Origin of the sequence: Actinopolymorpha sp. B9G3, from assembly GCF_040120725.1 — a bacterium.
Lineage (GTDB): Bacteria > Actinomycetota > Actinomycetes > Propionibacteriales > Actinopolymorphaceae > Thermasporomyces.
Genome location: NZ_JBEEAB010000011.1, coordinates 95,587 through 119,838 on the forward strand (window position 1 = coordinate 95,587; position 24,252 = coordinate 119,838).

17 protein-coding genes are annotated in these 24,252 nt (G+C 67.4%); 6 read left to right on the forward strand and 11 right to left on the reverse strand.

The window, feature by feature from the left end:
• Window position 1 precedes the first annotated feature (1 nt).
• The 3 genes from ABNF93_RS19830 to ABNF93_RS19840 are packed head-to-tail and all read right to left on the reverse strand — an operon-like array spanning window position 2 to window position 3,642.
• Window positions 2-2,098, reverse strand: coding sequence for a bifunctional aldolase/short-chain dehydrogenase (locus ABNF93_RS19830; RefSeq protein ID WP_349329587.1), 2,097 nt, complete (start codon window positions 2,096-2,098; stop codon window positions 2-4).
• A 1-nt stretch (window position 2,099) separates the two neighbouring features.
• Window positions 2,100-3,281: an L-rhamnose isomerase gene (gene rhaI / locus ABNF93_RS19835; RefSeq protein WP_349329588.1), complete on the reverse strand. Its 1,182-nt coding sequence runs from the start codon at window positions 3,279-3,281 to the stop codon at window positions 2,100-2,102.
• A 40-nt stretch (window positions 3,282-3,321) separates the two neighbouring features.
• Window positions 3,322-3,642 carry an L-rhamnose mutarotase gene (locus ABNF93_RS19840; RefSeq protein WP_349329589.1) on the reverse strand — a complete coding sequence of 107 codons (321 nt, stop codon included), beginning with the start codon at window positions 3,640-3,642 and terminating at the stop codon, window positions 3,322-3,324.
• 289 nt (window positions 3,643-3,931) lie between these two features.
• Between ABNF93_RS19840 and ABNF93_RS19845 the strand changes: the two genes are divergently transcribed.
• The 3 genes from ABNF93_RS19845 to ABNF93_RS19855 all read left to right on the forward strand — a co-directional run bounded on the left by ABNF93_RS19845 (window position 3,932) and on the right by ABNF93_RS19855 (window position 9,272).
• Window positions 3,932-5,209 (forward strand): Gfo/Idh/MocA family protein, encoded by a 1,278-nt coding sequence (locus tag ABNF93_RS19845; RefSeq protein ID WP_349329590.1) that lies wholly within the window; start codon window positions 3,932-3,934, stop codon window positions 5,207-5,209.
• 279 nt (window positions 5,210-5,488) lie between these two features.
• Window positions 5,489-7,333 carry a glycoside hydrolase family 2 protein gene (locus ABNF93_RS19850; protein WP_349329591.1) on the forward strand — a complete coding sequence of 615 codons (1,845 nt, stop codon included), beginning with the start codon at window positions 5,489-5,491 and terminating at the stop codon, window positions 7,331-7,333.
• A 133-nt stretch (window positions 7,334-7,466) separates the two neighbouring features.
• Window positions 7,467-9,272, forward strand: coding sequence for a hypothetical protein (locus tag ABNF93_RS19855; protein WP_349329592.1), 1,806 nt, complete (start codon window positions 7,467-7,469; stop codon window positions 9,270-9,272).
• Between the two features lie 61 nt (window positions 9,273-9,333).
• Here the strand turns inward: ABNF93_RS19855 and ABNF93_RS19860 are convergent, their stop codons facing one another.
• The 7 genes from ABNF93_RS19860 to ABNF93_RS19890 form a co-directional block, all read right to left on the reverse strand.
• Entirely contained in the window at window positions 9,334-11,343 is a 2,010-nt protein-coding gene (locus ABNF93_RS19860; protein ID WP_349329593.1) for an aldo/keto reductase, read from the reverse strand.
• Window positions 11,344-11,729: 386 nt separating this feature from the next.
• Complete coding sequence (locus tag ABNF93_RS19865; protein ID WP_349329594.1) at window positions 11,730-12,062, reverse strand: LuxR C-terminal-related transcriptional regulator; 333 nt, start codon at window positions 12,060-12,062, stop codon at window positions 11,730-11,732.
• A gap of 401 nt (window positions 12,063-12,463) precedes the next feature.
• Window positions 12,464-13,564 carry a Gfo/Idh/MocA family protein gene (locus ABNF93_RS19870; protein ID WP_349329595.1) on the reverse strand — a complete coding sequence of 367 codons (1,101 nt, stop codon included), beginning with the start codon at window positions 13,562-13,564 and terminating at the stop codon, window positions 12,464-12,466.
• On the reverse strand, window positions 13,549-14,235 hold the full coding sequence (locus ABNF93_RS19875) for a ThuA domain-containing protein (RefSeq protein WP_349329596.1): 687 nt from the start codon (window positions 14,233-14,235) through the stop codon (window positions 13,549-13,551). The genes ABNF93_RS19870 and ABNF93_RS19875 overlap by 16 nt, the downstream gene beginning before the upstream one ends.
• A 271-nt stretch (window positions 14,236-14,506) precedes the next feature.
• Entirely contained in the window at window positions 14,507-15,286 is a 780-nt protein-coding gene (locus ABNF93_RS19880) for an ATP-binding cassette domain-containing protein (protein ID WP_349329597.1), read from the reverse strand.
• The gene (locus ABNF93_RS19885; protein WP_349329598.1) at window positions 15,286-16,335 is read right to left on the reverse strand and encodes an ABC transporter permease; all 1,050 of its coding nucleotides are present in this window, start codon (window positions 16,333-16,335) and stop codon (window positions 15,286-15,288) included. The genes ABNF93_RS19880 and ABNF93_RS19885 overlap by 1 nt, the downstream gene beginning before the upstream one ends.
• A gap of 6 nt (window positions 16,336-16,341) precedes the next feature.
• Complete coding sequence (locus tag ABNF93_RS19890; RefSeq protein ID WP_349329599.1) at window positions 16,342-17,478, reverse strand: sugar ABC transporter substrate-binding protein; 1,137 nt, start codon at window positions 17,476-17,478, stop codon at window positions 16,342-16,344.
• Window positions 17,479-17,773: 295 nt separating this feature from the next.
• Here ABNF93_RS19890 and ABNF93_RS19895 point away from each other — a divergent pair, with 295 nt between their 5' ends.
• The 3 genes from ABNF93_RS19895 (at window position 17,774) to ABNF93_RS19905 (ending at window position 20,920) form a co-directional block, all read left to right on the forward strand.
• Entirely contained in the window at window positions 17,774-18,577 is an 804-nt protein-coding gene (locus ABNF93_RS19895; RefSeq protein ID WP_349329601.1) for a methylenetetrahydrofolate reductase, read from the forward strand.
• A 67-nt stretch (window positions 18,578-18,644) separates the two neighbouring features.
• Entirely contained in the window at window positions 18,645-19,370 is a 726-nt protein-coding gene (locus ABNF93_RS19900) for a response regulator transcription factor (RefSeq protein ID WP_349329603.1), read from the forward strand.
• A complete protein-coding gene (locus tag ABNF93_RS19905; protein WP_349329604.1) occupies window positions 19,367-20,920 on the forward strand; it encodes a sensor histidine kinase in 1,554 nt (517 codons plus the stop codon). Before ABNF93_RS19900 ends, ABNF93_RS19905 begins: the two co-directional genes overlap by 4 nt.
• On the opposite strand, the gene ABNF93_RS19910 is transcribed toward ABNF93_RS19905, so the two are convergent.
• Window positions 20,885-24,160, reverse strand: coding sequence for a family 78 glycoside hydrolase catalytic domain (locus ABNF93_RS19910; protein WP_349329606.1), 3,276 nt, complete (start codon window positions 24,158-24,160; stop codon window positions 20,885-20,887). The genes ABNF93_RS19905 and ABNF93_RS19910 overlap by 36 nt on opposite strands.
• Window positions 24,161-24,252 lie beyond the last annotated feature (92 nt).

The following is a 24,252-nucleotide window of genomic DNA, read 5'->3' on the forward strand; positions in this document are numbered from 1 at the left end:
CTCACCGCAGGAAGGCAGCGGCAACGCCACTGTCGACCGGGACGTGCAGACCGGTCGTGCGCGAGAGATCACCCGCCACCAGAGCGACGACCGCCGCCGCGACGTGCTCGGGCAGGACCTCCCGTTTCAGCAGGGTGCGCTGGGCGTAGTACTCGCCGAGCTTCTCCTCCGGTACGCCGTAGACGGCCGCCCGCTGGGCACCCCAGCCGGAGGCGAAGATGCCGGAGCCACGGACGACGCCATCAGGGTTGATGCCGTTGACCCGGATGCCGTGCTCTCCCAACTCGGCGGCCAGCAGCCGCACCTGGTGTGCCTGATCGGCCTTCGCGGCGCCGTAGGCGACGTTGTTGGGTCCGGCGAAGACGCCGTTCTTGCTGGAGATGTAGACGATGTCGCCGCCCATGTCCTGGTCGATCAGGAGAGCGGCGGCGGCCCTCGCCACCAGGAACGACCCGCGCGCCATCACGTCGTGCTGCAGGTCCCAGTCGGCAGTCGTCGTTTCCAGCAAGGACTTCGAGATCGACAGGCCGGCGTTGTTGACGACGAGATCGACCCCGCCGAAGGCGAGAACCGCACTGTCAAGGGCAGCTTGCACCTGGTTCTCGTCGGTGACGTCGACCGTCACCGATGCCGCGACGTCCGTGCTGCCGATGCCTTCGGCGACCGTCGCCGCCGTCTCGGCGTTCATGTCGGCGACGACGACGCATGCGCCTTCGGCAGCGAGCCGTTCGGCGATGGCCTTGCCGATGCCCGAGCCGCCGCCGGTGACGAACGCCACCCGCGTCGCGAGCGGTTTGGGCTTGGGCATCCTCGCCAGCTTGGCCTCTTCGAGGATCCAGTACTCGATCCGGAACTTCTCGCGTTCCTCGATCGGCTGGTAGGTCGAGATCGCCTCGGCGCCCCCCATGACGTTGATCGCGTTGACGTAGAACTCGCCGGCCACCCGCGCGGTCTGCTTGTCCTTGCCGAAGCTGAACATGCCGACGCCAGGAACGAGGACGATCGCCGGATCGGCGCCGCGCATGGCCGGTGTGGCGGAGTCGGCGTACCGCTCGTAGTAGGCGCGGTAGTCCTCGCGGTAGGCGGCGTGCAACTCCCTCAGGCGAGCGGTCACGTCTTCCAGCGGCGCAGAAGGCGGGAGGTCGAGCACCAGCGGGCGGACCTTCGTCCGCAGGAAATGGTCCGGGCACGACGTGCCAAGGGCGGCGAGGCGCGGATGTTCCTTGCGGGCGAGGAAGTCAAGCACGGCGTCAGAGTCGGTGTAGTGGCCGAGCTGCGGACGGTCGGAGGAGGCGAGTCCGCGGACGAACGGAAGGAGCGCCGCCGCCCGCGCCCTGCGTTCACCTTCGGGAAGCGGTTCGTAGCCGGCGACGACCGGCCCGAACGGGTCAGGGCGCCCGTGCTCGTCAAGGTAGCGTTGACAGGCTTGGATGATCTCCAGCGAGTTGGCCTCGCACGCCTCGGAGGTGGCACCCCACGCCGTGATGCCGTGACCGCCCAGGATCACCCCGATGGCTTCCGGATGCGCGGCCTTGATCTTCGCGATGTCCAGGCCCAGTTGAAATCCTGGGCGCCGCCACGGCACCCACGCGACCCGGGAGCCGAAGCACTCCTTGGTCAGCGCCTCACCGTCAGCGGCCGTCGCGAAGGCGATACCGGCGTCAGGGTGGAGATGGTCGACGTGCGCGGCGTCGACGAGCCCGTGCATCGCGGTGTCGATCGATGGTGCCGCCCCGCCCTTGCCGTGCAGGCAGAAGTCGAACGCCGCCACCATGTCGTCCTCGCGTTCGACCCCTTCGTAGACCTCGGTCAGGGCCCGCAGCCGGTCGAGCCGCAGGACCGCGAGACCCTTCTCCGTCAGGGTTCCGAGGTCGCCTCCCGAACCCTTGACCCACAGCAGCTCGACATCGGCGTTCGTCACCGGATCGGTGGCCGTCGCCTTGCACGACGCGTTTCCGCCCGCGTAGTTGGTGTTGCGCGGGTCCGCGCCGAGTCGGTGGCTGCGATCGAGCAGTCGCGCGACGTCGGGATGCGTGGCGGACCCACCGGGACGCGTGGCGGACCCCGCCACCGAAGGTACGTCCGGCACCTCAGGCACCTCAGGCACCCCAGCCGGCCGCCTGGCCGTCCTTGCGTTCGATCTTGACGCGTTCGGCGTGCCCGGACCCGCGGTAGGCCGCGATCGGGTCCGGGTCGATGCCCATCTCCTCACGTACCTCACGCAGGAGCGGTCGCACATCGGTGTTGTAAGCGTCCATGACGACCGCGTTGGCACCGAGCACGTCGCCGTTCGCCTGGGCTTCGGCCAGCGCGGCGGAGTCCACCAGCAGCGCCTTGGCGGTCGCTTCCTGGACGTTCATCACCGAACGGATCATCGCCGGGACCTTGGGCTCGAGGTTGTGGCACTGGTCGAGCATGAAGGCGACGTTGGCGGACGCGTCCAGCGCACCCGCCTGAACGATCTCGTGCATGATGCGGAACAGTTGGAACGGATCCGCCGCCCCGACCATGAGGTCGTCGTCGGCGTAGAACCTCGAGTTGAAGTGGAACCCGCCGAGCTTGCCCTGGCGGAGCAGGAACGCCACGATGAACTCGATGTTGGTGCCCGGTGCGTGGTGCCCGGTGTCCACCAACACCTGCGCCTTGTCGCCGAGGGTGACGCAGTGGGCATATGACGTTCCCCAGTCGGGAAGGTCCGTCGCATAGAACGCCGGCTCGAAGAACTTGTACTCCACCAGCATCCGCTGACTGTCGCCGAGCCGGTCATAAGCCGAGCCCAATGCCTGCGCAAGGCGATCTTGACGCGCACGGAGAGAGTCCTGGCCGGGATAGTTGAGCCCGTCGGCGAACCACAGGCTGAGGATGGACGATCCCGTCGCGTCCATGATGTCGACGCACTCCAGCAGGTGGTCGACGGCCTTCCTACGTACGGCCGGATCGGGGTGGCACACGCTGCCGAGCTTGTAGTCGTCCTCCTGGAAGACGTTCGGGTTGATCGCCCCCAGCGCGATTCCCATATCTTTGGCGTGCTTGGCGAGATCGGCGTAGTCATCCACCCGGTCCCACGGGATGTGCAGGGCGACACTGGGAGCGACACCGGTCAGGGTGTGCACGAGAGCGGCGTCATCGACCTTTTCGTAGGCGTTTCGCGGCACGCCCTCCTGAGCGAACACCTTGAACCGCGTCCCCGAGTTCCCGTAGGCCCACGACGGTGTCTCGATGTGTTGGGCACGCAGAGCGGCCTTGACACTGTCGACCATGACACTGGCGTTCGTCGTCATTGCCTCGCCTCTCTTAGGAGAAACACCGTCCGTCAGAAGCTCAGTCGAGGTGGAAGACCTCGTCGAGCGAGCGCATGTCCGTGTCGGCGCTTCCCGAATCAAGGTCCTCGAAGAACTCGGCCATTTCCGCCTGCCAGCGACGGTTCACGTCGCGCTCCGCCATACCCGCACGGGCCGCCTCGAAGTCCTCGGTCTCCAGATATCCGACCAGGAGGCCGTCATCGGTGAGGAAGAGCGAGTAGTTGCGCCACCCGGTCTCGCGCAGGGCGTCCTGCATCTCGGGCCAGACATGCCGATGCCGCTCGCGGTACTCGTCGAGTCGGTCGCGCTTGACTCGCAGAAGGAAACACACGCGCTGCACGAGCCTGCTCCCCTCTTCCAGGTCGACGGGCGGCTGCCCACCCCTCCCAGCACTGCCCAACCGCACGGTCTGAATCGTTTCACGAATGGTAGGGAGCGCCACTGGGAGGGTCAACAGCAGGGTCCCGGAGAGGACAGACCAGATCCGGCAGCGCCGGGCGGGGGTGCGACAGTGCCGGCGTACCCTCCGGTTCGGCGCCACCCACCTGGCACCATCGTGTCCTGACGTCGACGAATCCCGCGCGACCAGGTGTGGACACGGCCGGGTCGGCACAAGGTTGGAGCAGCTGGTGAACGTACAACCACGCATCCCGATCGGACGCCCGGTCACCTTCGCCATTCTCGGCGCTGGCAACCGCGGCTCGGTGTATGCCAACTGGGCGGCCGCTCATCCCGACCGGGCCCGTGTCGTCGCCGTCGCCGAACCACGCGACCACCACCGCGCGGCGCTCGCAGAACGCCACGGTATCCCGCCGGAGCACACGTACTCGTCCTGGCAGGACCTCATCGCCGCCGACAAGATGGCCGATGCCGCCATCGTCGCGACCCAGGACGCCGAGCACGTCGAACCCGCCGTCGCCCTCGCCAACCAGGGCTACCACCTGCTCGTGGAGAAGCCGATGGCCCCTGACGAGGAGGGCTGTCGCACCCTCGTCCAGGCCGTGCGCTCCGCCGGGGTGGAGTTCGGGGTCTGCCACGTCCTGCGCTACACGCCGTACACCAGACTTCTCAAGCAGGTGGTGGATTCCGGCCGTATCGGTGCCATCACCAGCGTCCAGCACCTCGAACCGGTGGGCTACTGGCATCAGGCCCATTCCTACGTCCGTGGGAACTGGCGCCGGGAGGACCAGTCGTCCTCGATGCTGCTGGCGAAGTCATGCCACGACATCGACTGGCTGCGCCACGTCATCGGACGGCCGATCGAACGGGTGTCGAGTTTCGGGACACTCTCGCACTTCACGCCGGAGCATCGGCCCGTCGGCGCGGCCGACCGGTGCCTCGACTGCGCGGTCGAGTCCGCCTGCGCCTACTCGGCGAAGCGGATCTATCTCGGCATGATCGAGCGTGGCCACACCGGCTGGCCGATCCTCGTCGTCACCAGCGACCTGACCGAAGCGGGCGTTACCCAGGCTCTTCGCGACGGCCCCTACGGACGTTGTGTCTACGCCTGCGACAACGACGTCGTGGACCACCAGGTGGTGGCGCTCGAGTTTGCCGGCGGAGTCACGGGAACCTTCACCATGACCGGGTTCAGTGCACCGGGACATCGACGTACGCAGATCTTCGGTACGCGGGGCAGCATCGACGGTGACGGCGAGAAGATCCGGGTGTTCGACTTCCTGACCGACGAGACCGAGGAACTGTCGGTCGAGTCGCTGGGCTCCGACGCGGGGTCGGGACACGGCGGCGGCGACGCGGGTCTGATGGAGGCCTTCACGCAGGCGCTCGCCACGGGTGACTCGTCGTTCATCAGCTCCGGCGCACTCGAGTCGCTCGAGACTCACCTCGCGGTCTTCGCCGCCGAACGCGCCCGCCATGCCCGCACCGTCGAACCCGTCCCCAACTGACCCTCGAGCCCCAGCCCCCAGCCCCAGCCCCGTCCCCAGCCCCGCCCCCGTCTTCCCGCCGACGCCCGGTGATCATGATCGTGATCAGGTAGGTTTTTGGGGCCTATCGCCCGATCTTCTTTCATGATCATGAGAGCTCGGCCTTCGCCGGGGCGCGTCCATCCCCGGACAGTAGGCACCGTTGAGGTGAATCCGGGGTTAGAACCACTTGTGGCGGTCTGAGAGGATCGGCTTTTACATCGATGTAGGAGCTTGCCTCCCGCACCTTGAGGAGCTGCCGTGCCAGACGAAGCCCCGCGGGCCACCACGGACGACGCCGCCCAACCGTCGCACTCCGGCGACTGCCCCCGTCCCGAGTACCCCCGTCCACAGTTCGTACGCCCGGACTGGCTGAACCTCAACGGACCTTGGCAGTTCGAGATCGACCGGGGCGACACCGGGCTCGAACGCGGGCTCGCGGAGCGGGATCTCGCGTCCGAGATCACCGTGCCGTTCTGCCCGGAGTCCGAGCTGTCGGGAATCGGTGACGTCGACTTCCTCCACGCCGTCTGGTACCGCCGGACGATCCAGGTCCCCGACAGCTGGGCCGGCCGCACGGTCCTCCTGCACTTCCAGGCCGTCGACTACGACACGACCGTCTGGGCGGACGGCGTCGAGGTGGCCCGCCATCGGGGCGGCTGGACTCCGTTCACAGCCGATCTCGGCCAGGTCGCAGGGCAGGAGATCACCCTCGTCGTTCGGGCCCGCGACCCCAAGGACGGGCCGCTCCCGCGCGGCAAACAGTCCGACCGCTACGGCAACTACAGCTGCCTCTACACCCGGACCACCGGCATCTGGCAGACGGTCTGGCTGGAACCGGTTCCACAGTCCCACCTCGGCCGCCCTCGGATCACTCCCGACCTCGCCGGCGGGGCGTTCCATCTCGACGTCCCGGTCACCGGCGGATCCCGTCGCGGCCTCGCCGTCAAGGCCCGCTTGTCAGACGACACGGGTGAGATCACCACCGAGCGCATCCGTGCCGACCTCGACTTCGGCGTACGCCTGACTCTGCGAATTCCGGAGTCCCGGCAGCGGACATGGTCACTCGACGACCCGTTCCTCTACGACATCGCCCTCGAACTCGTCGACGAGGACGACACCATCGTCGACGCCGCGGCGACCTACGCCGGCCTTCGCTCGGTGACCATTGACGGCAAGGCGATCCTGCTCAACGGCCATCCGGTGTTCCAGCGACTGGTTCTCGACCAGGGCTACTACCCGGACGGCATCCTCACCGCGCCGAGCGACGCCGCGCTGGTCGCCGACATCGAACTGTCCAAAGCCGCCGGCTTCAACGGCGCACGCCTTCACCAGAAGGTCTTCGAGGAACGCTTCCTCTACCACGCCGACCGGCTCGGGTACCTCTGCTGGGGAGAGTTCGGCGACTGGGGCGCCAACGCCGGCAGAGAAGGCGACAACCAACAACCCGGTGCCACCTACATCACCCAGTGGCTCGAGGCCGTCGAGCGTGACTACTCTCACCCGTCGATCGTCGGCTGGTGCCCGCTCAACGAAACCCGGCAGTGGTTGCACGACAAGGTGACGGTGCTGGACGACGTCACACGCGGGATGTTCCTTGCCACCAAGGGCGCAGACCAGTCCCGGCCGGTCCTGGACGCCTCCGGCTACTCCCACCGCGTCCGCGAGACCGATGTCTACGACTCCCACAACTACGAACAGGATCCGGCGAAGTTCGGCAAGGCCATGGCAGGTCTGGCGGAGGACCAGCCCTACACCAATGCCGGTGGCGCCGACCGGCCATGGTCGATCTCGTACGCCGGACAACCCTATTTCTGCAGCGAGTTCGGCGGAATCTGGTGGAACCCCGACGCGGGGCCGGACGAGGACTCCTGGGGATACGGCGAACGGCCACGGACTCTGGAGGAGTTCTACTCCCGTTTCGAGGGGTTGGTCGCCGTGCTCCTGGACGACCCGAACATGTTCGGCTACTGCTACACCCAGCTGACCGATGTCTACCAGGAGCAGAACGGCGTCTATCTGTTCGACCGTCGGGAGAAGTTCGACCTCGAACGCATCCGGGCAGCACAGACGCGCACAGCGGCGATCGAGAAGGTCGACGGCTGAGCAACCGGGCACGGCACCGGCGCGGACCCACGGCAGGAACAATCGGCACAGCAACAACCAGCACAGCAACCGCCAGCGCAGCAACGAGACGACCAGGGCTGGAACCACGGAGCAGGTGGGAGTCATCACCGTCATGAACGTGCGTCCGCTTGACCTGTTGGCGACCGGTGTCGAGAGCTATCTTCCTTACCTGCAAGGCTCCGGAGAGCTGCACGACCCGGTGTTCGACGAGCCGACGCAGTACGGCACGGCGTACCACATGTTCTCTCACGCCGCCCTGTCCGTCCTCGGCCCGACCGAACGCCGGGAGTTCCACCTCGACCACGCCGTTCGCGGTCTCGACGCGGCACTCACGCACACCGGCAACCCGTCCTTGACACCTTCGGCGGCCGGCTTCTCCCGTGCCACGGGAGCCGTCCGCCGATCCAACCACCGCGACTTCACCTGGCCACCGATTCTCAAGACCTACCGCATCCTCGCGGCGGCTGGTGCGGACCGGACCGCCGAGTTTGCCGAGCGCATCAAGGCCGTCGACATCGAGGCGTCCTTCCGCAGTCGCCCGCCGTCGAACTGGGCGTCGGTGTGGTTGTCCGGAGAGTGGATCCGGATCCGCGAAGACCTTTCTCCGTACACGATCAGCGATGTCGACACCTGGCTCGGTGTCTTCCTCGACGACCTGCTCCGTCCGGAGGACGGGTTCTACTTCGAGCCGGGCAAGCCCAACTCCTACGACCTGTTCACGCGCTACCACGTTGCGGATCTGCTGGCGGAGGGCTACGACGGTCGCTTTCGCGGGGACCTGGAACGGCTCATGGTCACAGGGCTCGATCGCAGCCTGGCGGTCCAGATGTCCGACGGGTCCCTGGCATCCGCGCACCGGAGCGCGGGCCAGACCTGGACGGTCGGTGCCCAGATCGCCTTCTTCACCCTCGCCGAACGCTACTTCTCCGGCCTCGGCCCCGACGTCGGCGGCCAGCCGGCGAACACCAGCAACACAAGCGATCCCGCACTGACCAGCAACACGGCGCGCACTGTAGCCGCCGCCGACGGCGCCCGTCGCGCGTTCGCGTCAATGCGGCGTTGGCAGCGCGCTGACGGCCCGTTCAGCCCGGTCGAGAACCTTCTTCCAGCCGGCTACCGGATCGGCTACGAGGGCTACACCGCCGACGCCCACTACGGCAACCTGGCCTTGGCATTCCTCGCCGCCGCGCTGCTGCACGGGTTCACCGACACCGCTCCTGTCACCGCCGATCGTCCGCCCGCCGTCCGCGTCGAACACACGCCGACCTACCGAGGCGTCGCCCACTCCGGTCCGTACAGTGTGGCGGTCAACGCCGATCCCGGACCGGCCTACGACGGGTACGGCATCACCGACCTCACCGTCGGACCGGGCCGTTTCCTGCAGTTCGCCTCCAGCGTCAAGCATCCGGAGACGGGGACCTTCGTCAACCTGGGCATGGCTCGACGCCCGACACCCGGGCGTACCGGCCTCGACATCATGGCCCAACGGACGTTAACCCTCGACGAGCCACTCGCCTCGCTGGCGCCCGGTCCGACCACCCGCGGCGTCCGGTTGCGCGCCACGGCACCGGAGGCGGAAGACCAACCCGCGTTCGCCTACGAGCTCACCGTGCTCGCGGCCCCCGGCGGTGTCTCGGTCGTCGAGGCGACGCCGGGCACCATCGATCACCGGACACTTCTCGTTCCCTACCTGCGCGATCCCGGCACCGGTGTCCACACCACGGTCGAACAGCGCTCCGACGGCATCCACCTGACCTACGGCGATGAGACGGTCGCGGTGACGGTCGATGCCCAGATCGAGGCGATGATCCATCTTCCGTTCGGATTCGAGAACCGGCGCGGCCTCTGCGGACTCGTCCGCCTCGATCTCGACGAGCCCGCTGATCGGATCAGCTACCGGATCAGCGTCGTCGGCTGACTGAGGAGCCCCTTCACGCCGAAGTTCGCGCGAAAGGGCTCCTCATCCAGCTCGGCGGAGGTCAGTCCCGGAGGTCCAGCCACCGCACCTCGTCCGGCGTCAGCTCCACCCGGAGTGCGTCGAAGGAACTGCGGGTCTCCGCGAGCGCCCGCGGCCCGATCAACGGGAACGTCGGGAACTCCTGGTGCAGAACGTATGCCAACGCGATGGCCGTCGGCGCGACATTGCGTCGGTCGGCCAGTTCGCGCGCCCGTGCCAGGCGTTCGAAGTTGTCGTCGCTGTACCAGCAGCGCACCAGGTCGGGATTGGACCGGTCCGCAGGATCCGCCCGCCCGGTGAAGAATCCCTGCGCCTGGCTCGACCAGGGCATCAGGGCCAACTGGTTCTTCTCCAGCCACTGCCGAGACTCGTCGTCGGAGGCCGACACGCATCCCGCCCACGGCACGTCGATTGCCCGCGCCAGCGAGAAGTTGTTGCTCATCGCGACAAAGGGGGCCTTCCCAGCCGACTCCGCGTACGCGTTCGCTTCGGCGACCCTTGCCGTGCTCCAGTTCGACCCGCCGTACGCCTTGATCCGCCCGGCCCGCAGGTGTTCGTCCATCACGTCGACGAATTCCTTGACGGGGTACTCCGGATTGTCGCGGTGCATGAAATAGATGTCGAGGTAGTCGGTCTGCAACCGCTCGAGACTCTCGTGCAGCTGCCGGGTGATCGACTCCGGATCACAGTGCGGCGTGTGGGCACCCTTGCCGATCACCACCACGTCGGAACGGACACCGCGGTTGCGGATCCACTGCCCCAGCACGCGTTCGCACATCCCACCGCCGTAGATGTACGCCGTGTCGAACGTCGTACCGCCGCGCTCAACGAAGTCGTCGAACATCACCGTCGCGTGCGGCAGGTTGGTCTGGTTGTCGACGCCCATCACCAGCCGGGAGGCGGGCTTGCCCACACCCGGGATCTCCGCGTAGCGCATGACGTGGTCGCTCCGCCTGGCGAGTGGACGCCGGTGCACCGTGGGGATCGAGGCATCGAGGCGCTCACCGGGGTAGGTGAGTCCGATCTCCTGTCGCCACTTGTCCAGCGTCGCCGCCTGTCCGAGCGAGTCGTCCCAGCTCATGGCCGGTGCCTGCCGGTCGGCGACGTGAGCGGCCACGGTGTCCGCCTCCGCTGCGTACAACGGAGTCGGCTCGACCTCGATCTCTTCGACGTCCGCCCCCAACCGGTAGACCGAGATGCCCGAACTGCTGCCGTCGCGCCCCGGCAACCAGGGATTCGGAACGAGGAGATAGCCAGCGCTGCCGATGACCCGGACAACGTTGTCCGCCCCTTGCCGGATGCCCGTGGTGACGTGCGCGGAAATGCCTCCTGAGAACTGCAGGGTCGCGGTGGCCCACTCGTCCACGCCGGTCTCACCGACCACACCGCCCGCGGTGACGGACTCCGGATCGGCGAACGACCTGCCCGCCGCGGCGCCCGCGAGAAGCCGCGCCATGGAGACCGGATATCCACCCACATCGAGGATTCCACCGCCGGCCAGCTCGGCCTCCCACAGCCGGCTGCCAGGCGACGGAGACGAACGAAAGGCGAATGAGGCCTCGATCTGGAGAACGTCACCGATCGCGCCGTCACGCAGGAGCTGCACAAGCCGCTGCGTCTGCGGAACGCAGCGATACATGAACGCCTCCATCAAGAAGACGTCGTTCGCGCGTGCCGCCTCGATCACCGCCATCGTCTCGGCGCGGTTGACCGTCAGTGGCTTCTCACACAACACATGCTTGCCCGCTTCCGCGGTCTTGATCGCCCACTCGGCGTGGAGTGGGTGCGGGGTTGAGATGTAAACGGCATCGACACCATCGTCGGCCAACAGTTCATCGAAACTTCCATATGCCCGGTCTGCGCCATGCTTGGCCGCGAACGCCTGTGCCTTGTCGGCATTGCGACCGCCGACCGCGACGAGAACGCCGGTCTTCGACGCCGGAAGATCTGCTGCGAAACGCTGGGCGATGTTCCCAGGTCCGAGAATTCCCCAGCGGAGCTCGTGGCCGGCACCTTCAGTGTCTTGTCCCATGGACCCAAGCCTCCCAGGCGGCATGCCGACACCGGTAACCGAGCCGGCTTCGGCCGCCTCCTTGGCCGAATCCGGACGCGATACCAACCTGGCAAGGATGCGATCGAAAGGGCTGGCCCAGGCCGGCGGAGTCGATCGCCACCCACGCCGCACTCGTCACGCTCATGCGCGACACGTGATCATGGATAATAGCCGCGGCGGCGACACCTGGCGGCGACAAAAGAATTCCGGCCGGCGGCCGGAAAAGCGCAAAGAAATGCGCTCAGAAATACCCGGTGTTGAACGGGAACCGCAATGTTCCCGTTCAACACCGAAGAAGAGTTGGTGGGCCGGCGCGCACCGTTGAGCACCGGCGTGCCGAGCATCGAGCACTCAGCAGGATCGGATCAGATCAACCCGTTCCTTGCTGCCCATGCGACGACCTGAATAGGTGCCCGAGCACCCAACCGGTCACACAGTGCTCGGGAACGCCGACGCACCGTACGATCGGAAAGCGCTAACCGACGCGCAATAGCTTCCACGGGAAGCCCATCGGCCAGCAGAGCCAGGAGCCTGATTTCGTCGTCAGTCACGCGGCGCCGCAGGTCACTCGTGGTGGTGACATGGTTGACCGCACTGTGACTTGTTATGTTGGGGGCTGGCGTGCTGTACATCGGTTCTGCGACGCCGGCCGGTCGGAGTGCCCTCACTACGCCATGGCTGAGATCTGACATGCCCATCCGCCTTCGCGTTGACCCCGTAACCCTTCGCGTTAACCCCGTGTAAAAAGAAGCGGCCTGAGTCGTTTCAATGTGCACCTAAGGTACGGGGATTAACACCGCCTAGTCAACGGTCGGCCGCGCACCGTTCGCAATCGGATCTGTATCGAACGCAGCCAACACCCGCAAGCCAATAGCGGATAGTAATCCTCAACCACTCTGCGTATAGAAATTGGGCACCTCAACGCCGGAAGATGCCATCGGCGTGACACACAGGCGACGCGTCAGCCAGCCGGGAACCCGCCCCTCGGGGCACTACTACCCCCTCGTTTCACCAACGTTTCGGGCCGCCTCGGTGCGCCCTCCGTGGGATCGATCCCACGAACGTACGCACCGAGGCGGCCCAGGTCACACCGCCAAGCTCAGGCCAGGTCAGGAGTTGCGTCGAGCGGCACCGCCGCGGGCCGGGCGACCGTGCTCTCCACGTCGACCGGTGTCCCGCCCTGGGCGCCGGACTCGAGCAGCGCCTCCATGATGTCCAGCACGTGGAACGCCAGCTCACCACTCGCGCGATGGGCGCCGCCCTGCTGGATGGCACGGGCCATGTCGGCCAGGCCGTAGCCACGTCCGGACTCCGCGTAACCGCCGGCCACTGGTGCGACGGTCCAGTCCCGGCCGCCCGCCGCGCGCACCTCGACGTCGCCGCCGAAGGTGTTGGGGTCGGGCACCGACAACGTCCCCTCGCTTCCGTAGATCTCGATCCGCGGCAGCTTGGCACCCCAGACGTCGAAGCTTGTGACGACAGTCGTGAGGACACCGGACTCGTGCTCGATGACCCCGGTCACGTGCGTGTCGACGTCGACCCCGAAGGACGTGCCCTCCTTCGGTCCGCTCCCCACGGTGCGCTCCTGCTTGGCCCGGCTGACCCGACCGTTGACCCGGCGTACCGGGCCGAGCAGCGTCACCAGGGCACTGAGGTAGTACGGACCCATGTCGAGCAGGGGGCCGCCACCGGGCTTGTAGTAGAACTCCGGGTCGGGGTGCCACGGCTCGGGTCCAGGGCTCACGAAGAAGGCCGACGCGGCGGCCGGTACGCCGACGTCGCCCCGGTCGAGCAGGACCCGTGCCGTCTGGGTGCCGGTGCCCAGCACGGTGTCGGGGGCGCAGCCGATCCTCAGGCCCGCCTTCTCGGCGGCCCCGAGCAGCGGCCGGGCCTCCTGCCGGGTCACAGCGAGCGGCTTCTCGCCGTAGACGTGCTTGCCGGCCCCGATCGCCGCGAGCGTGACCGACGCGTGGGCGGCGGGGATGGTGAGGTTGAGGACCGCCTCGACCTCGGCGTCGTCGTAGAGCTCGTCAGGGGACATCGCACGAACGCCGTACTTCTCCCCGGTCGCCTTCGCACGGGCAAGGTCGAGGTCGGCCGCGGCCACGACCTCGGTGCCGGGCAGCTTGCCCAGGTGTTCGAAGTACGTCCTGCTGATCGTTCCGGTCCCGACGACGCCCACCTTCAGCGGCTCGCCCATAGCAGTCCTCTCTCGATGATCGTGCGGACCTCGGGGGTGTCGAGGTCGTCCAGCTTGTGACCGACCGTACACACGAAGACCCGGCCCTGGCCCCACGTGCGGGTCCAGATCGCCGGCATCGTGACGCCCTCGATCCAGGGGTAGTTGTCATGGGCCGGGAACGTCGTTGTCGCCAGCACGTTGTTGCTGGGGTCGGCATGGATGTAGTACTGCTCCGTGTGCACCGAGAACCGGTCGATGCCCTGGACGATCGGGTGGTCGGCCTTCTCGGGCACGACCTCGACGTCGTAGTCGACGAAGCCGTGCGGGTGGCAGATGAACTGCCCGCCGACGATGAAGTTGTATTCGAGGTCCGCGCGGAACGCGTCGGCGATGCCGCCGTGCCACCCGGCAAAGCCGGTGCCGGACCGGATCGCCTTGTCGAGCCCTTCGCGCTGCTCCTTCGTGATCTCGCCCATCGTCCAGATCTGCAGGATGAGGTCGGCCGACTCGAGCAGGTCGGCGTCGAGATAGGAGTCGAGGGTGTCTGAGATCTCAACGTCAAAGTGGTTTTTTTCAAGGTACGGAATGAAGCGGTCGGTGGACTCGACCGGGACATGGCCGTCCCAGCCTCCCCGTACGACCAGTGCACGGCGCTTTCCGCCGGCCTCCGGAGCTGTGGCAGTGGTCACGGACGTCACGTCCTCCCTGGTGAGCTAACTCGGCTCCGGAGCGATCGGCCCGGGATGCCGTACCAACGTTGAGACTCGTGCGCGAACCCACGCCCTTGTGCGAAGCCAGAGTCATCGATGACCGTAGGACGCGGTGGTGCCGCCGGCAACGGCGGCCCCCGCAGCGTCCGGCATGTGAGAACGTCGGCCGCTGGCCCCCGGCCGGCCGGGCCACCCGGCGCTGCCTGGGGCGCGGGAGCGGGGCCGAGCCGGCCCTGGTCTCGGGCCGCGCTCACGGTTGATCGTCGTTCACATCCGCGAAGGTGGCCGTCCTGGAGTTCCGGTACTCGGCCACCACGAGATCGGTGAGTTCCTGCACCGAGGTCTCGGACGCGGGCTTGTCGAAGGAGATCGTTCCGTGCTCGAGGAGGTTCACCCGATCACAGACGTCGAGGACCTGCGCGTAGTTGTGGGCGATGATGATGATCGCCACGTCACCCCGGCTCCGAAGCGCCCGGACGAGATCGAGGATCAGTGCGCCTTCCTTGGCACCCATCGCGGCCAGCGGTTCGTCGAGCAGCAGGATGCGGGCGTCGGAATAGACCGACCTCGCCACCGCGATCGCCTGCCGCTGTCCGCCGGAGAGTTTGGCGACCTCCACGTCGACCGAGGCGATGGCGACCCCCATGTCGTCCAGGTGCTTCTTGGCTTGCTTCCGCATGGCGCGGTTTCGGAGCAACCGCCAGCGGACGAGCTCGCGGTTGAGGAACATGTTGTGGTAGACGGTGAGCTCGTTGACCAGGGCGAGATCCTGATAGACGGTGTCGATCCCGATCGAGCGCGCGTGGTCCACCGACTTGAGGACGACCTCGTTGCCGTCGAGGAGAATGCGCCCTGTGTCCGGCGGGTGAAAACCACAGAGAATCTTGATCAGCGTCGACTTGCCGGCACCGTTGTCGCCGATGATGCCGAGCACCTCACCCTTGGCCAGCCTGAGGTTGATGTCGCGCAGTGCGGTGATGGCCCCGAACCGCTTCGAGACGTGCTCGACGCGCAGGATCTCCTCGGCCATCAGGTCCGCCCTGCCCTTCGTAATCCGGCGAGATAGACGTTGGAGATCATCGCGATCAGGATCGCCGCTCCGATGATCAGGTCGAAGGTGTAGGCGTCGATCCCGATCAGGTTGAATCCGTCGCGGAGGACGCCGAGCACGATCGCCCCCAGCAGCGCGCCGATGATGGTCCCCGATCCGCCGGCGAGCGCGGTCCCGCCGATGACGGCGGCCGCGACCGCGGCGAACATGATGGTCTCCCCACCGGCGGTCGGGTCGATCGAGTCGATCCGGAACGCCTCGATGATGCCGGCGAACCCGCCCAGGGTGCTGCAGATCATGAAGTTGTCGATCTTGACCCGCCCCACCTTGATCCCCGCTTCACGGGCGCCGAGCAGGTTGCCGCCGACCGCCACGGTGTGCAGACCCCAACGGGTGCGGGTGAGTACGACGTGGAAGAACGCGACGATGAGCACCGCCCAGGTGATCTCCGACCAGCCGGCCGCACCGAGCCAGGGCTGCACGCCGGTTGCCGCCTCCGGAATCGGCACCGGATAGGCGTGCGACGTCGTCAACGTGATCCCACTGATGATGAACAGCATGCCCAGCGTGGTGACGAACGACGGAACGCGGAGCTTGACGGTGATGAGGCCGTTGACGAGGCCGACGCAGCCGGAGAGCAACAGCGCAAGGATGATGGCCGGGATGACAGGTATGGAGTAGAAGTCGACCGCGTAGTGCATGAGGAACGGCGCGAGCGTGTAGACGTGGCCCACCGAGAGGTCGATCTCACCGCTGACGAGCAGCAGCACCTGGCCGACCGCGATGATCGCCGTCGCAGCAACGTACTGCGACACGTTGACCAGATTGTCCTCGGTGAGGAATATCCCGGTCGTCGCCTGGAAGTACACGACGAGGACGACGGCGACCGCGATGATGCTCGCCTCACGCCACCGCAGGAACGCTTCGCCGACCGAACGCAGCGGCGTCGATTGTCGACCCGTCCCAGCCGGGCCGGAGGCGGCGTCCGGTTCAGGCGTACCGGATGGTTCTGCCGATGTCTGCGTCACCGCTGCTCACCCGTGCGCGATCGGGCCGGACCGCTTGATGAGTTGCTGTTCGCTGTCGGATCCCTCGAACCTCGTCTTGGTGGTGAGGTAGGGCTTCACGTTGTCCTTGGTGACGAACAGCAGGCCGGTGTTGGTCTCCGCTGGCGCGACGAGTCCACCGGAGAGTTTGTAGAGATAGAGCGAGAGCACCGGCAGGAAGCCTTGCAGGTAAGGCTGTTGGTCGATGGTGAAGTCGAGGTCACCGGCCTCGATCGCGTTCAGGGTGCCAGGGACGAGGTCGAACCCGCCGGCAGCTACACCCTTGTCCTTGAGCTTGTACTTCGCCATCACCTTGCCGACCGCCTCGGTCGACCCGGCGTCGACGGCGAACATTCCCTTGAGGTCGGGATGACCCTGCGCATAGGCGTCGATCGTGCTCAGCTCCTGCGGGAGTTCGGCGCCGCTCGCCACCTGGTCGAACGTGATTCCCTTGCCCGCTTGGTCGATCGCCTGCTTGGCACCGTCGATGCGAGGCTGGATGTTGAGCTGCCCAGGCGTCGCGATGAACCCGACGACGTCGCCCTCGGACACAAGCTCGGCGATCCGCTCCCCGAGCTGTACGCCTGAGGTGAACAGGTCCTGACCGATGTAGGCCAGGCGGTTGGTGCCAGGGTCCTCAGCTGATCCGTCGGCGTTGTAGGACACCACGGGAATACCGGCGTCGAGGGCCTTGTCGACCGGCCCGGCGAAAGCGTTGACGTCGACCACCGAGACCGCGATCCCGTCTGCCTTCGCGGAGATGGCGGCGTTGGTGGCGTTGACCATCTCGCCGACCACGGACGTCTTCGAGCCCGTCCACTGGTAGTCGCAACCCAACAGGGCGCACGCGTCGGCTGCGCCGTACTGCGTGGGAACGAAGAACGGGTTGGTCGTCACGTGGTTGACGAAGACGAACTTCCACTTCGGAGTCGCCGGGAAGTCGCCGACTCCGGCGGCACCGGCCTGACTCCCGTTGTCCGGGCCGCACGCCGCGAGGAGCGCCGATGCGGCGAGCGACGCGCTGACCAGTCCGCCGCCGGTGAGGAGCCGACGACGCGTGGCCGACGGCAGGTCGAGCGTGTCGACCGCTTCCTCGACGCGGGGGTCTACCTTCTTCGTGCTCATGAGCGGGCTCCTCGCCGGGCACCTTCGCGACAACGACGAATGGGCGGCCAGGCCGGCGATGGTTCGTGGTCACCGCTGTGCCCACGACGGTGCTCAGAGCTCGTGCCCTCGTCCGCCCCCGGACGGTGTTGCTGGTCTGAAAGTTTTCGGACATTTGGGACGCTGAACCTTGCCTGGACGGTAGAGCGCCGCCAGGAACGATGTCAATGCCCGACACTTTCGCGGCCTGCGGCCTTGTCAGAGGCCGCCGACAAAGTTCGCTGACAGGTCCACTGACCTGGCTAAGCTGCCGGTCATGTCGCCACACCATTTCCAGCTGGTCTGTGAGGTCGAGCCGCCGACCCGGCCCGACCTCGCTCATGTGCGTACGCAGATAGCGGTCCTGTCGCGGCATGCTGACGCATTCCTCGCACCGGACAACCACATCGGGCGGGCGACGGTTTCGAGCATCGCGGTCGCGCACGAGATCGAGCGGGTCGGCGTGCCGGGGATCGCCTGCCTGAACTCCCGCGACCGCAACCTGCTCGGCTTCCGCCGTGACCTGCTGACGGCGGCTGCGTACGGCGTTCGGCGCATGGTCTTCGTCTACGGCGACAAGCCGACGTCGGGCAACCGCACGAGCGACCTCACCGTGCGCGCGATGATCGAGGAGGTACGCCGGATCCGCGACGAGCCCGCATTCGACGGCATACCGCCGTTCGAGGTCGGCGTTGCCGCGCAACCGGGCCGGCCGCTCCCGAGATGGAAGTGCGCCGCGGACTTCGTCCTCACGCAGGTGTCGTTCTCGGTGCCGGAGGTGTTGCGGTGGCGGGAGGCACAGTCCTACGACGGGCCGGTCTACGCCGGTGTCCTGGTCCTCGCCAGCGATGCCATGGCCACCCGCCTCCGCGGCGCGATCCCGGACATCGATATCCCCGACGCTCTGATCGAACGTCTCCGCCGGGACAAGCGCGTGGGCGTCGAGATGGCCTGCGAGCAGGTCGACCAGATCCGCGAGTCCGGCGGGTTCGACGGCGTACATCTGGTCAGCGGTGTGCGTTTCCGGCAGGTCGCCGAGGGTCTCGATGCGCGCGGCTGGGCGAGGTCGCCGCGCGGCTGAGGCGATTCTTTCCGGCTCCTTGGCGAAATCACAGCTCGCTCTCAGGAACGCGCGCAAGGCTTCCGGCGTGTCCGGTAGCTGTCAGGACGGCTCGCCCAGAGTCCTCGTGGTCGACGACGAGCCCAACATTCTCGAGCTGCTGTCGGCTGCCCTGAGGTTCTCCGGATTCGAGGTCCATACCGCCGACCGCGGGTCGACCGCCCTCGAACGCGTCGTCGATGTGCATCCTCACATCGTCGTCCTCGACGTCACCTTGCCCGACTACGACGGGTTCGATCTCGCTCGGAAGCTCCGCGCTGACAACGACCGGCTTCCGGTGCTGTTCCTGACCGCCCGCGACGCTGTCGAGGACCGGATCGCCGGACTCACGGCCGGAGGTGACGACTATGTCACCAAGCCGTTCAGTCTCGACGAACTGGTGCTACGGCTTCGCGCCATCTTGCGTCGTACGACCGAGATGGCTGACCCGCAGGACTCCACCATGCTGACTTATGCCGACATCGAACTCGACGAAAGCGCTCATGAGGTACGCCGCAGCGGCGAACTGGTGCGGCTTTCTCCGACCGAGTTCAACCTGCTGCGTTACCTGCTGATCAATTCCGAGAAGGTGGTCAGCAAGTCACAGATTCTCGACCGGGTGTGGAATTACCAGTTCGGCGGCGACAGCCGGATCGTGGAGTCCTATATCAGTTACCTCCGACGCAAGATCGATGTGCACGACCCGCCGTTGATTCACACGATCAGGGGCGTCGGCTACACGTTGCGCATGCCGCGCGGAGCCACCACCCGTTGAACGCCCGACGGCGGCCCGGGGGTCGGCCGTGGAGTTTGCGCCTCCGCCTCGTCGTCGCCGTCGTCGTCGTCACGGCCCTGGGGCTCACCGTCGTGGGCGGCGCAAGCGTCGCGCTCCTACGCCAGTCACTCACCAACCGGGTCGACAACCAGCTCGCCGAGCTGACGCCGCAGTGGCGGGCCGACCTTCCCCCACTCCGCCGGATCGCGGCGTTTCGACTCGGCCAGCGTGTCCTGCCGACCGACTACCGGGTGACCTACCTGCGTCCTGACGGACGTCCTCTCACCAGCGTCGGGCAGCCGCCGGGTGCGTCCGGCGGGCCGGCGCTGCCGGTTCTCGACCAGTCGGCGGTGGAACAACGGGCTGGCGAACCGTTCACCGTGCCCGACCTGGCGGCGGACGGTTCCTGGCGGGTGCGTGCCGTTCCTGTCCGGTCCGGCGGCGCCGTCGCCGTCGCCCGGTCACTGGCCGTGGTCGACGTCCCGGTCGAACGTCTGATCCGGATCGAGCTCGCGGCCGGCGCGATCGTCCTCGTCCTGCTCGGTGTGGCGGCCGCCGCAGTAGTACGTGTCGGCCTGTCCTCCCTGAACCGGATGGAGAAGACCGCGACCGCCATCGCCGCCGGCGACCTGGACCGCCGGGTGACGGGCGCCGATTCGCGTACCGAGACCGGGCGCCTCGCGTACGCCCTCAACACCATGGTGGAACGGCTTTCCGCGGCGCTGGCGCAGCGTGAGGAGTCGGAGAGCCGCCTACGCCGGTTCGTCGCCGACGCGTCCCACGAGCTGCGTACTCCCCTGACTTCCATCCGTGGGTTCGCCGAGCTCTACCGCCGGGGCGGTATGCCCGAGCACACCGACGTCGCCGAGCTGATGCGACGGATGGAGGCCGAGGCGATCCGGATGGGCACCCTCGTCGAGGACCTCCTGCTCCTCGCCCGGCTCGACCGCGAACGTCCGCTCGACCTGGCAGGGCTCGACCTGTGCGTGCTCGCCAGGGACGCCGTTCACGATGTGCGGGTGCGTGATCCGGACCGTCAAGTCCGCCTTGACGGTGCCGTGGAGACGGTGCGGATCGTCGGTGACGAGCACCGGCTCCGGCAGGTGGTGACCAACCTCGTGACGAACGCCGTTCAACACACACCAGCCGGAACACCGATCCGGATGTTCGTGGGCACCGGTCCGTCCGGGTCCTTGTCGGATGCGGCGGCGCGGGTGGAGGTGCCGGCGGCAGCAGCGGGAGAGGCGCTGCCGGGCGGCGTACCGGTCGCGATCTTCGAGGTCCACGACGACGGGCCGGGCATCCCGCCGGACGAGGCGCCGTACGTCTTCGACCGGCTCTACCGCGGCGACTCCGCGCGCTCGCGCGGCCAGAACGGGTCTGGCCTCGGCCTCGCCATCACCGCGGCCATCGTCGCGGCACACCACGGCCGGGTGGAGCTGCACACCGCTCCCGGCCACGGCGCGCGATTCCGGGTAGTCCTCCCGGTCGATCCCCAGCGGGCCGCACCGCACCTAGCGGAGGCGAACCTGGAAGGCGTAGGAGCCTGATCCGATCCTGATCACGGATTCGTTGTCACGTTGCCGACCTGGTACATCGGGCGCATCTGGCACGTCGGGCGCATCCGACACATCCGCCGACGCGATCTCCGGCACGTCGACGAGCGCCCGCCCGCTCTCGGTGACGGTCGCGAGGTCGCTGGTCGGCAACCACACCTCGGCGGTGGCGTTCGGTGGGATCGTCACGTCGACGGCGAAAGCATCGTCGAGGACCCGCCAGTACGTCGAAACCCGGCCATGCACCGTCTCCAGGCTGGCCTGTGCCCACGTGACCCCACCGCCCGGCCTCGGCCGCACCACCACGTGACCGTAGCCCGGAGAGCCTGGCGCGATCGCGCCCAACGTCTGGTACATCCACTCGCCGACCGCGCCGTAGGCGTAGTGGTTGAACGACGTCATGCCGGGATCCTGGAAGCCGCGCGAGTCGCTCCAGGAGTCCCAGCGTTCCCACATGGTCGTCGCGTCACCGTGGACGACGGGATAGAGCCAGGACGGATAGGTGTCCTGGGTGAGCAACGTGAAGGCGACGTCCTCGTAGCCGAACCGGGCAAGGACCGGAAGAAGGTACGGCGTGCCAAGGAACCCGGTGGCGAGGTGCGAGTTGCGGCTGGCGATCTCGTCGACCAGTCGGGCGGCCGCCGCCGGCTCCTCGGCGGGTTCGAGCAGACCGAAGTGCAGCGCCAGTACGTACGACGTTTGAGTTCCCGACGCGACCTTGCCACCACCGCGTACGTAACGGTCGCGGAAGGCGGTCCGGACCTTCGCGTACAGCCCCTCGTACCGGGCGGCGTCGTCGGGCCGGTCGAGTGCCGCGGCGAGCCCGGCCGCGACCTTGGCCGCATAGGCGAAGAACGCCGTCGCCACCAGGTCCCTCGGCGTGTGCACCGGCGCGAGCCAGTCGGCGAACCCCTCGTCGGGGCGGATGAGGTCGGTGCTGTGCTCCTCGAGGTAGCGCAACCAGGCGTTGACAGCATCGAGGCTCTCGGCGACGAGGCGGCGATCGTCGTAGGCCCGAAGGACTTCCCACGGCACGATGGCGATCGCATCACCCCACCCGGCTGCGCCGGTCGTGGACCATCCGCCTCCGCCGAAGTTGTTCCTGGTCAGGATGTCGGGCGCGACGTGGGGCACGCCTCCGTCCGGCTGCTGCGCGTCTCGCAGGTCGCGGAGCCACTTGCGGAAGAACGTGCGTACGTCGTAGTTGAACGCCGCCGTCGAGGCGAAGACCTGAGCGTCGCCGGTCCAGCCCAGGCGTTCGTCCCGCTGCGGGCAGTCCGTCGGCACGGTGAGGAAGTTGCCCCGCTGGCCCCACACGATGTTGCGTTGCAGTTGGTTCAGCCGCGCGTCGGAGCACTGCAGGTCGCCCGCCTGTTCCATGTCGGCGTAGACCACCCGCGCGGTGACATCGGCGGCCTGCAGCTCACCGGGATACCCGACGATCTCGGCGAAGCGGAAACCGTGAACCGTGAAGCGGGGTTCGAAGATCTCACCGTCCGGGTCGCCGCGAAGGATGTACTCGTCGGTCGCCCGCGCTCCGCGCAGTGCCTCGACATAGAGCTCTCCCCTATGGTCGAGGACCTCCGCGTGCCGCAGCAGCAGCCGAGTACCCTGCCCGCCGCGCACCCTCAGGCGTACCCATCCGACGACGTTCTGGCCGAAGTCGATGACATAGCGGCCGGGTCGACGTTCCTCGATGCTCTTCGGCGTGAACTCCCGCTGGATCCGCATCGGTGGGGCGATCTGCGCTTCCAGGGGACCGTGCGCCGGACTGTCGACGCGGGCTTGCGCCCACGCGGAGTCGTCGAATCCGGGCGAGTCCCAACCGGGCTGGTCCGCCCGCGCGTCGACGACCTCGCCGTTCTGCAGGTCGGCGTACCGGATCGTGCCCTCACCCAACCGCCACGAGTCGTCGGTCGTGACCACGGTCCGGGTCCCGTCGGCGTGGTCGATCTCCAGCCGGGCCCGGAACAGCCGCTGGCGTCCATAGGTGTACGGCCCGAACCACCCGATGTTTCCCGCGTACCATCCGTCCGCCAGAACCGCGGCCACGACGTTGGCACCCTCGGTCACCAACGGGGTGACGTCGTAGGTCTGGTACGGAACCCTGCGTTCGTAGTCGGTCCAGCCAGGCGCCAGCCGATGATCGCCGACTCTCGTGCCGTTGATGCGCGCCTCGTAGATGCCGAGGGCGGTCGCGTAGAGCCGCGCCCTGGCGACGGGTGCCGCGAGTGAGAACTCCTTGCGCAGATGGGGACTCGGGCGGTGCGTCAGCGGTGAGCGGCCGTGCGGGGCGGTCCCGTGGGCACCGATCTCCTCGGCCAGCATCCAGGAGGAGTCGTCGAAGTCCGCGTCCTGCCAGCCTTCCTCGGCTGTGCCGCTGGACCGCCATGTTCCCTCGCTCACCACCGCAACCGTGGGTTGGTCGTCCATCTCGACCTGGAACGTCGCGGCCAGTCCCGCCGGCGTCGCGCCGTCGCCCGTACCCTCGCCCGAGGTATCGCCCGGTACGCCGTCCGGTGCGCCGACCGTCGCGGCATCGGACGCATCGACCTCGAACGCCAGGGTGTTCCGACCCGGGCGTGTCGCGGCCGTCGCCTGGTAGGACGTTCCGTCGACAGCGATGACCGCACCGTTGAGGTAGGCCACGACCGTCGCAGCACCCGCGTCGGCGAGCAACCGGGCCCGTGTGACGCGGGCGCCGTCAGGAATGTCGACCGGAGCCCGGAAGTACGCCCGGGAGTGCGCACGGTCGCCGGCACCGGAGAGCCAGACGCGTTCGATGTCTCGATGCGGTCCGAGGGAATCAAGAGACGGTTTGTCGGCAGTGCGGATGTCGTCGCCCGACCCGATCCATTCCGCCGGCACACTCTCGGACCAGTCGGCCGCAGACAAAAGGGCTGTCTCGAATTCAGCCGGCTCACTCCATGCCGATACGTTGCCGGACTCGTCGGTTACCTGAACGGACCAGGCATATCGGGAACGTGGCCGTAACCGTTGTCCGCCATAGGAAATGTCGTGACTCTGTCCGGAACTCACCGTGCCCGAATCCCATACGGGAGTGTCGTCATCGACCGCGACAACCCTGATCCGGTAGGCCGTCTGCGTACGCCCTCGACCGGAACCGGCCAGCTTCCAGGCCAATAGCGGCGACGGTTCGTCGAGTCCGAGCGGAGCGGGTACACGTTCGGTACGGAGGTCAAAGGGTCGAAGAGCCTCAGTGGTTTCTTCCATGGCGCAACCCGCCCATCACATACCGGAAGTGAAACCTTTCAAAAAGTCAGCCGTGACGCTATGGTCAGCGCAAGAGAGGTGTCAAGAGGCAT

What these genes read in the sequence shown, in the direction of transcription:
- rhaI (WP_349329588.1), bottom strand. Translation starts at nt 3,281, where the DNA reads ATGACGACGAACGCCAGTGTCATGGTCGACAGTGTCAAGGCCGCTCTG.
- ABNF93_RS19855 (WP_349329592.1), top strand. Translation starts at nt 7,467, where the DNA reads ATGAACGTGCGTCCGCTTGACCTGTTGGCGACCGGTGTCGAGAGCTAT.
- ABNF93_RS19860 (WP_349329593.1), bottom strand. Translation starts at nt 11,343, where the DNA reads ATGGGACAAGACACTGAAGGTGCCGGCCACGAGCTCCGCTGGGGAATT.
- ABNF93_RS19865 (WP_349329594.1), bottom strand. Translation starts at nt 12,062, where the DNA reads ATGGGCATGTCAGATCTCAGCCATGGCGTAGTGAGGGCACTCCGACCG.
- ABNF93_RS19870 (WP_349329595.1), bottom strand. Translation starts at nt 13,564, where the DNA reads ATGGGCGAGCCGCTGAAGGTGGGCGTCGTCGGGACCGGAACGATCAGC.
- ABNF93_RS19880 (WP_349329597.1), bottom strand. Translation starts at nt 15,286, where the DNA reads ATGGCCGAGGAGATCCTGCGCGTCGAGCACGTCTCGAAGCGGTTCGGG.
- ABNF93_RS19890 (WP_349329599.1), bottom strand. Translation starts at nt 17,478, where the DNA reads ATGAGCACGAAGAAGGTAGACCCCCGCGTCGAGGAAGCGGTCGACACG.
- ABNF93_RS19895 (WP_349329601.1), top strand. Translation starts at nt 17,774, where the DNA reads ATGTCGCCACACCATTTCCAGCTGGTCTGTGAGGTCGAGCCGCCGACC.
- ABNF93_RS19910 (WP_349329606.1), bottom strand. Translation starts at nt 24,160, where the DNA reads ATGGAAGAAACCACTGAGGCTCTTCGACCCTTTGACCTCCGTACCGAA.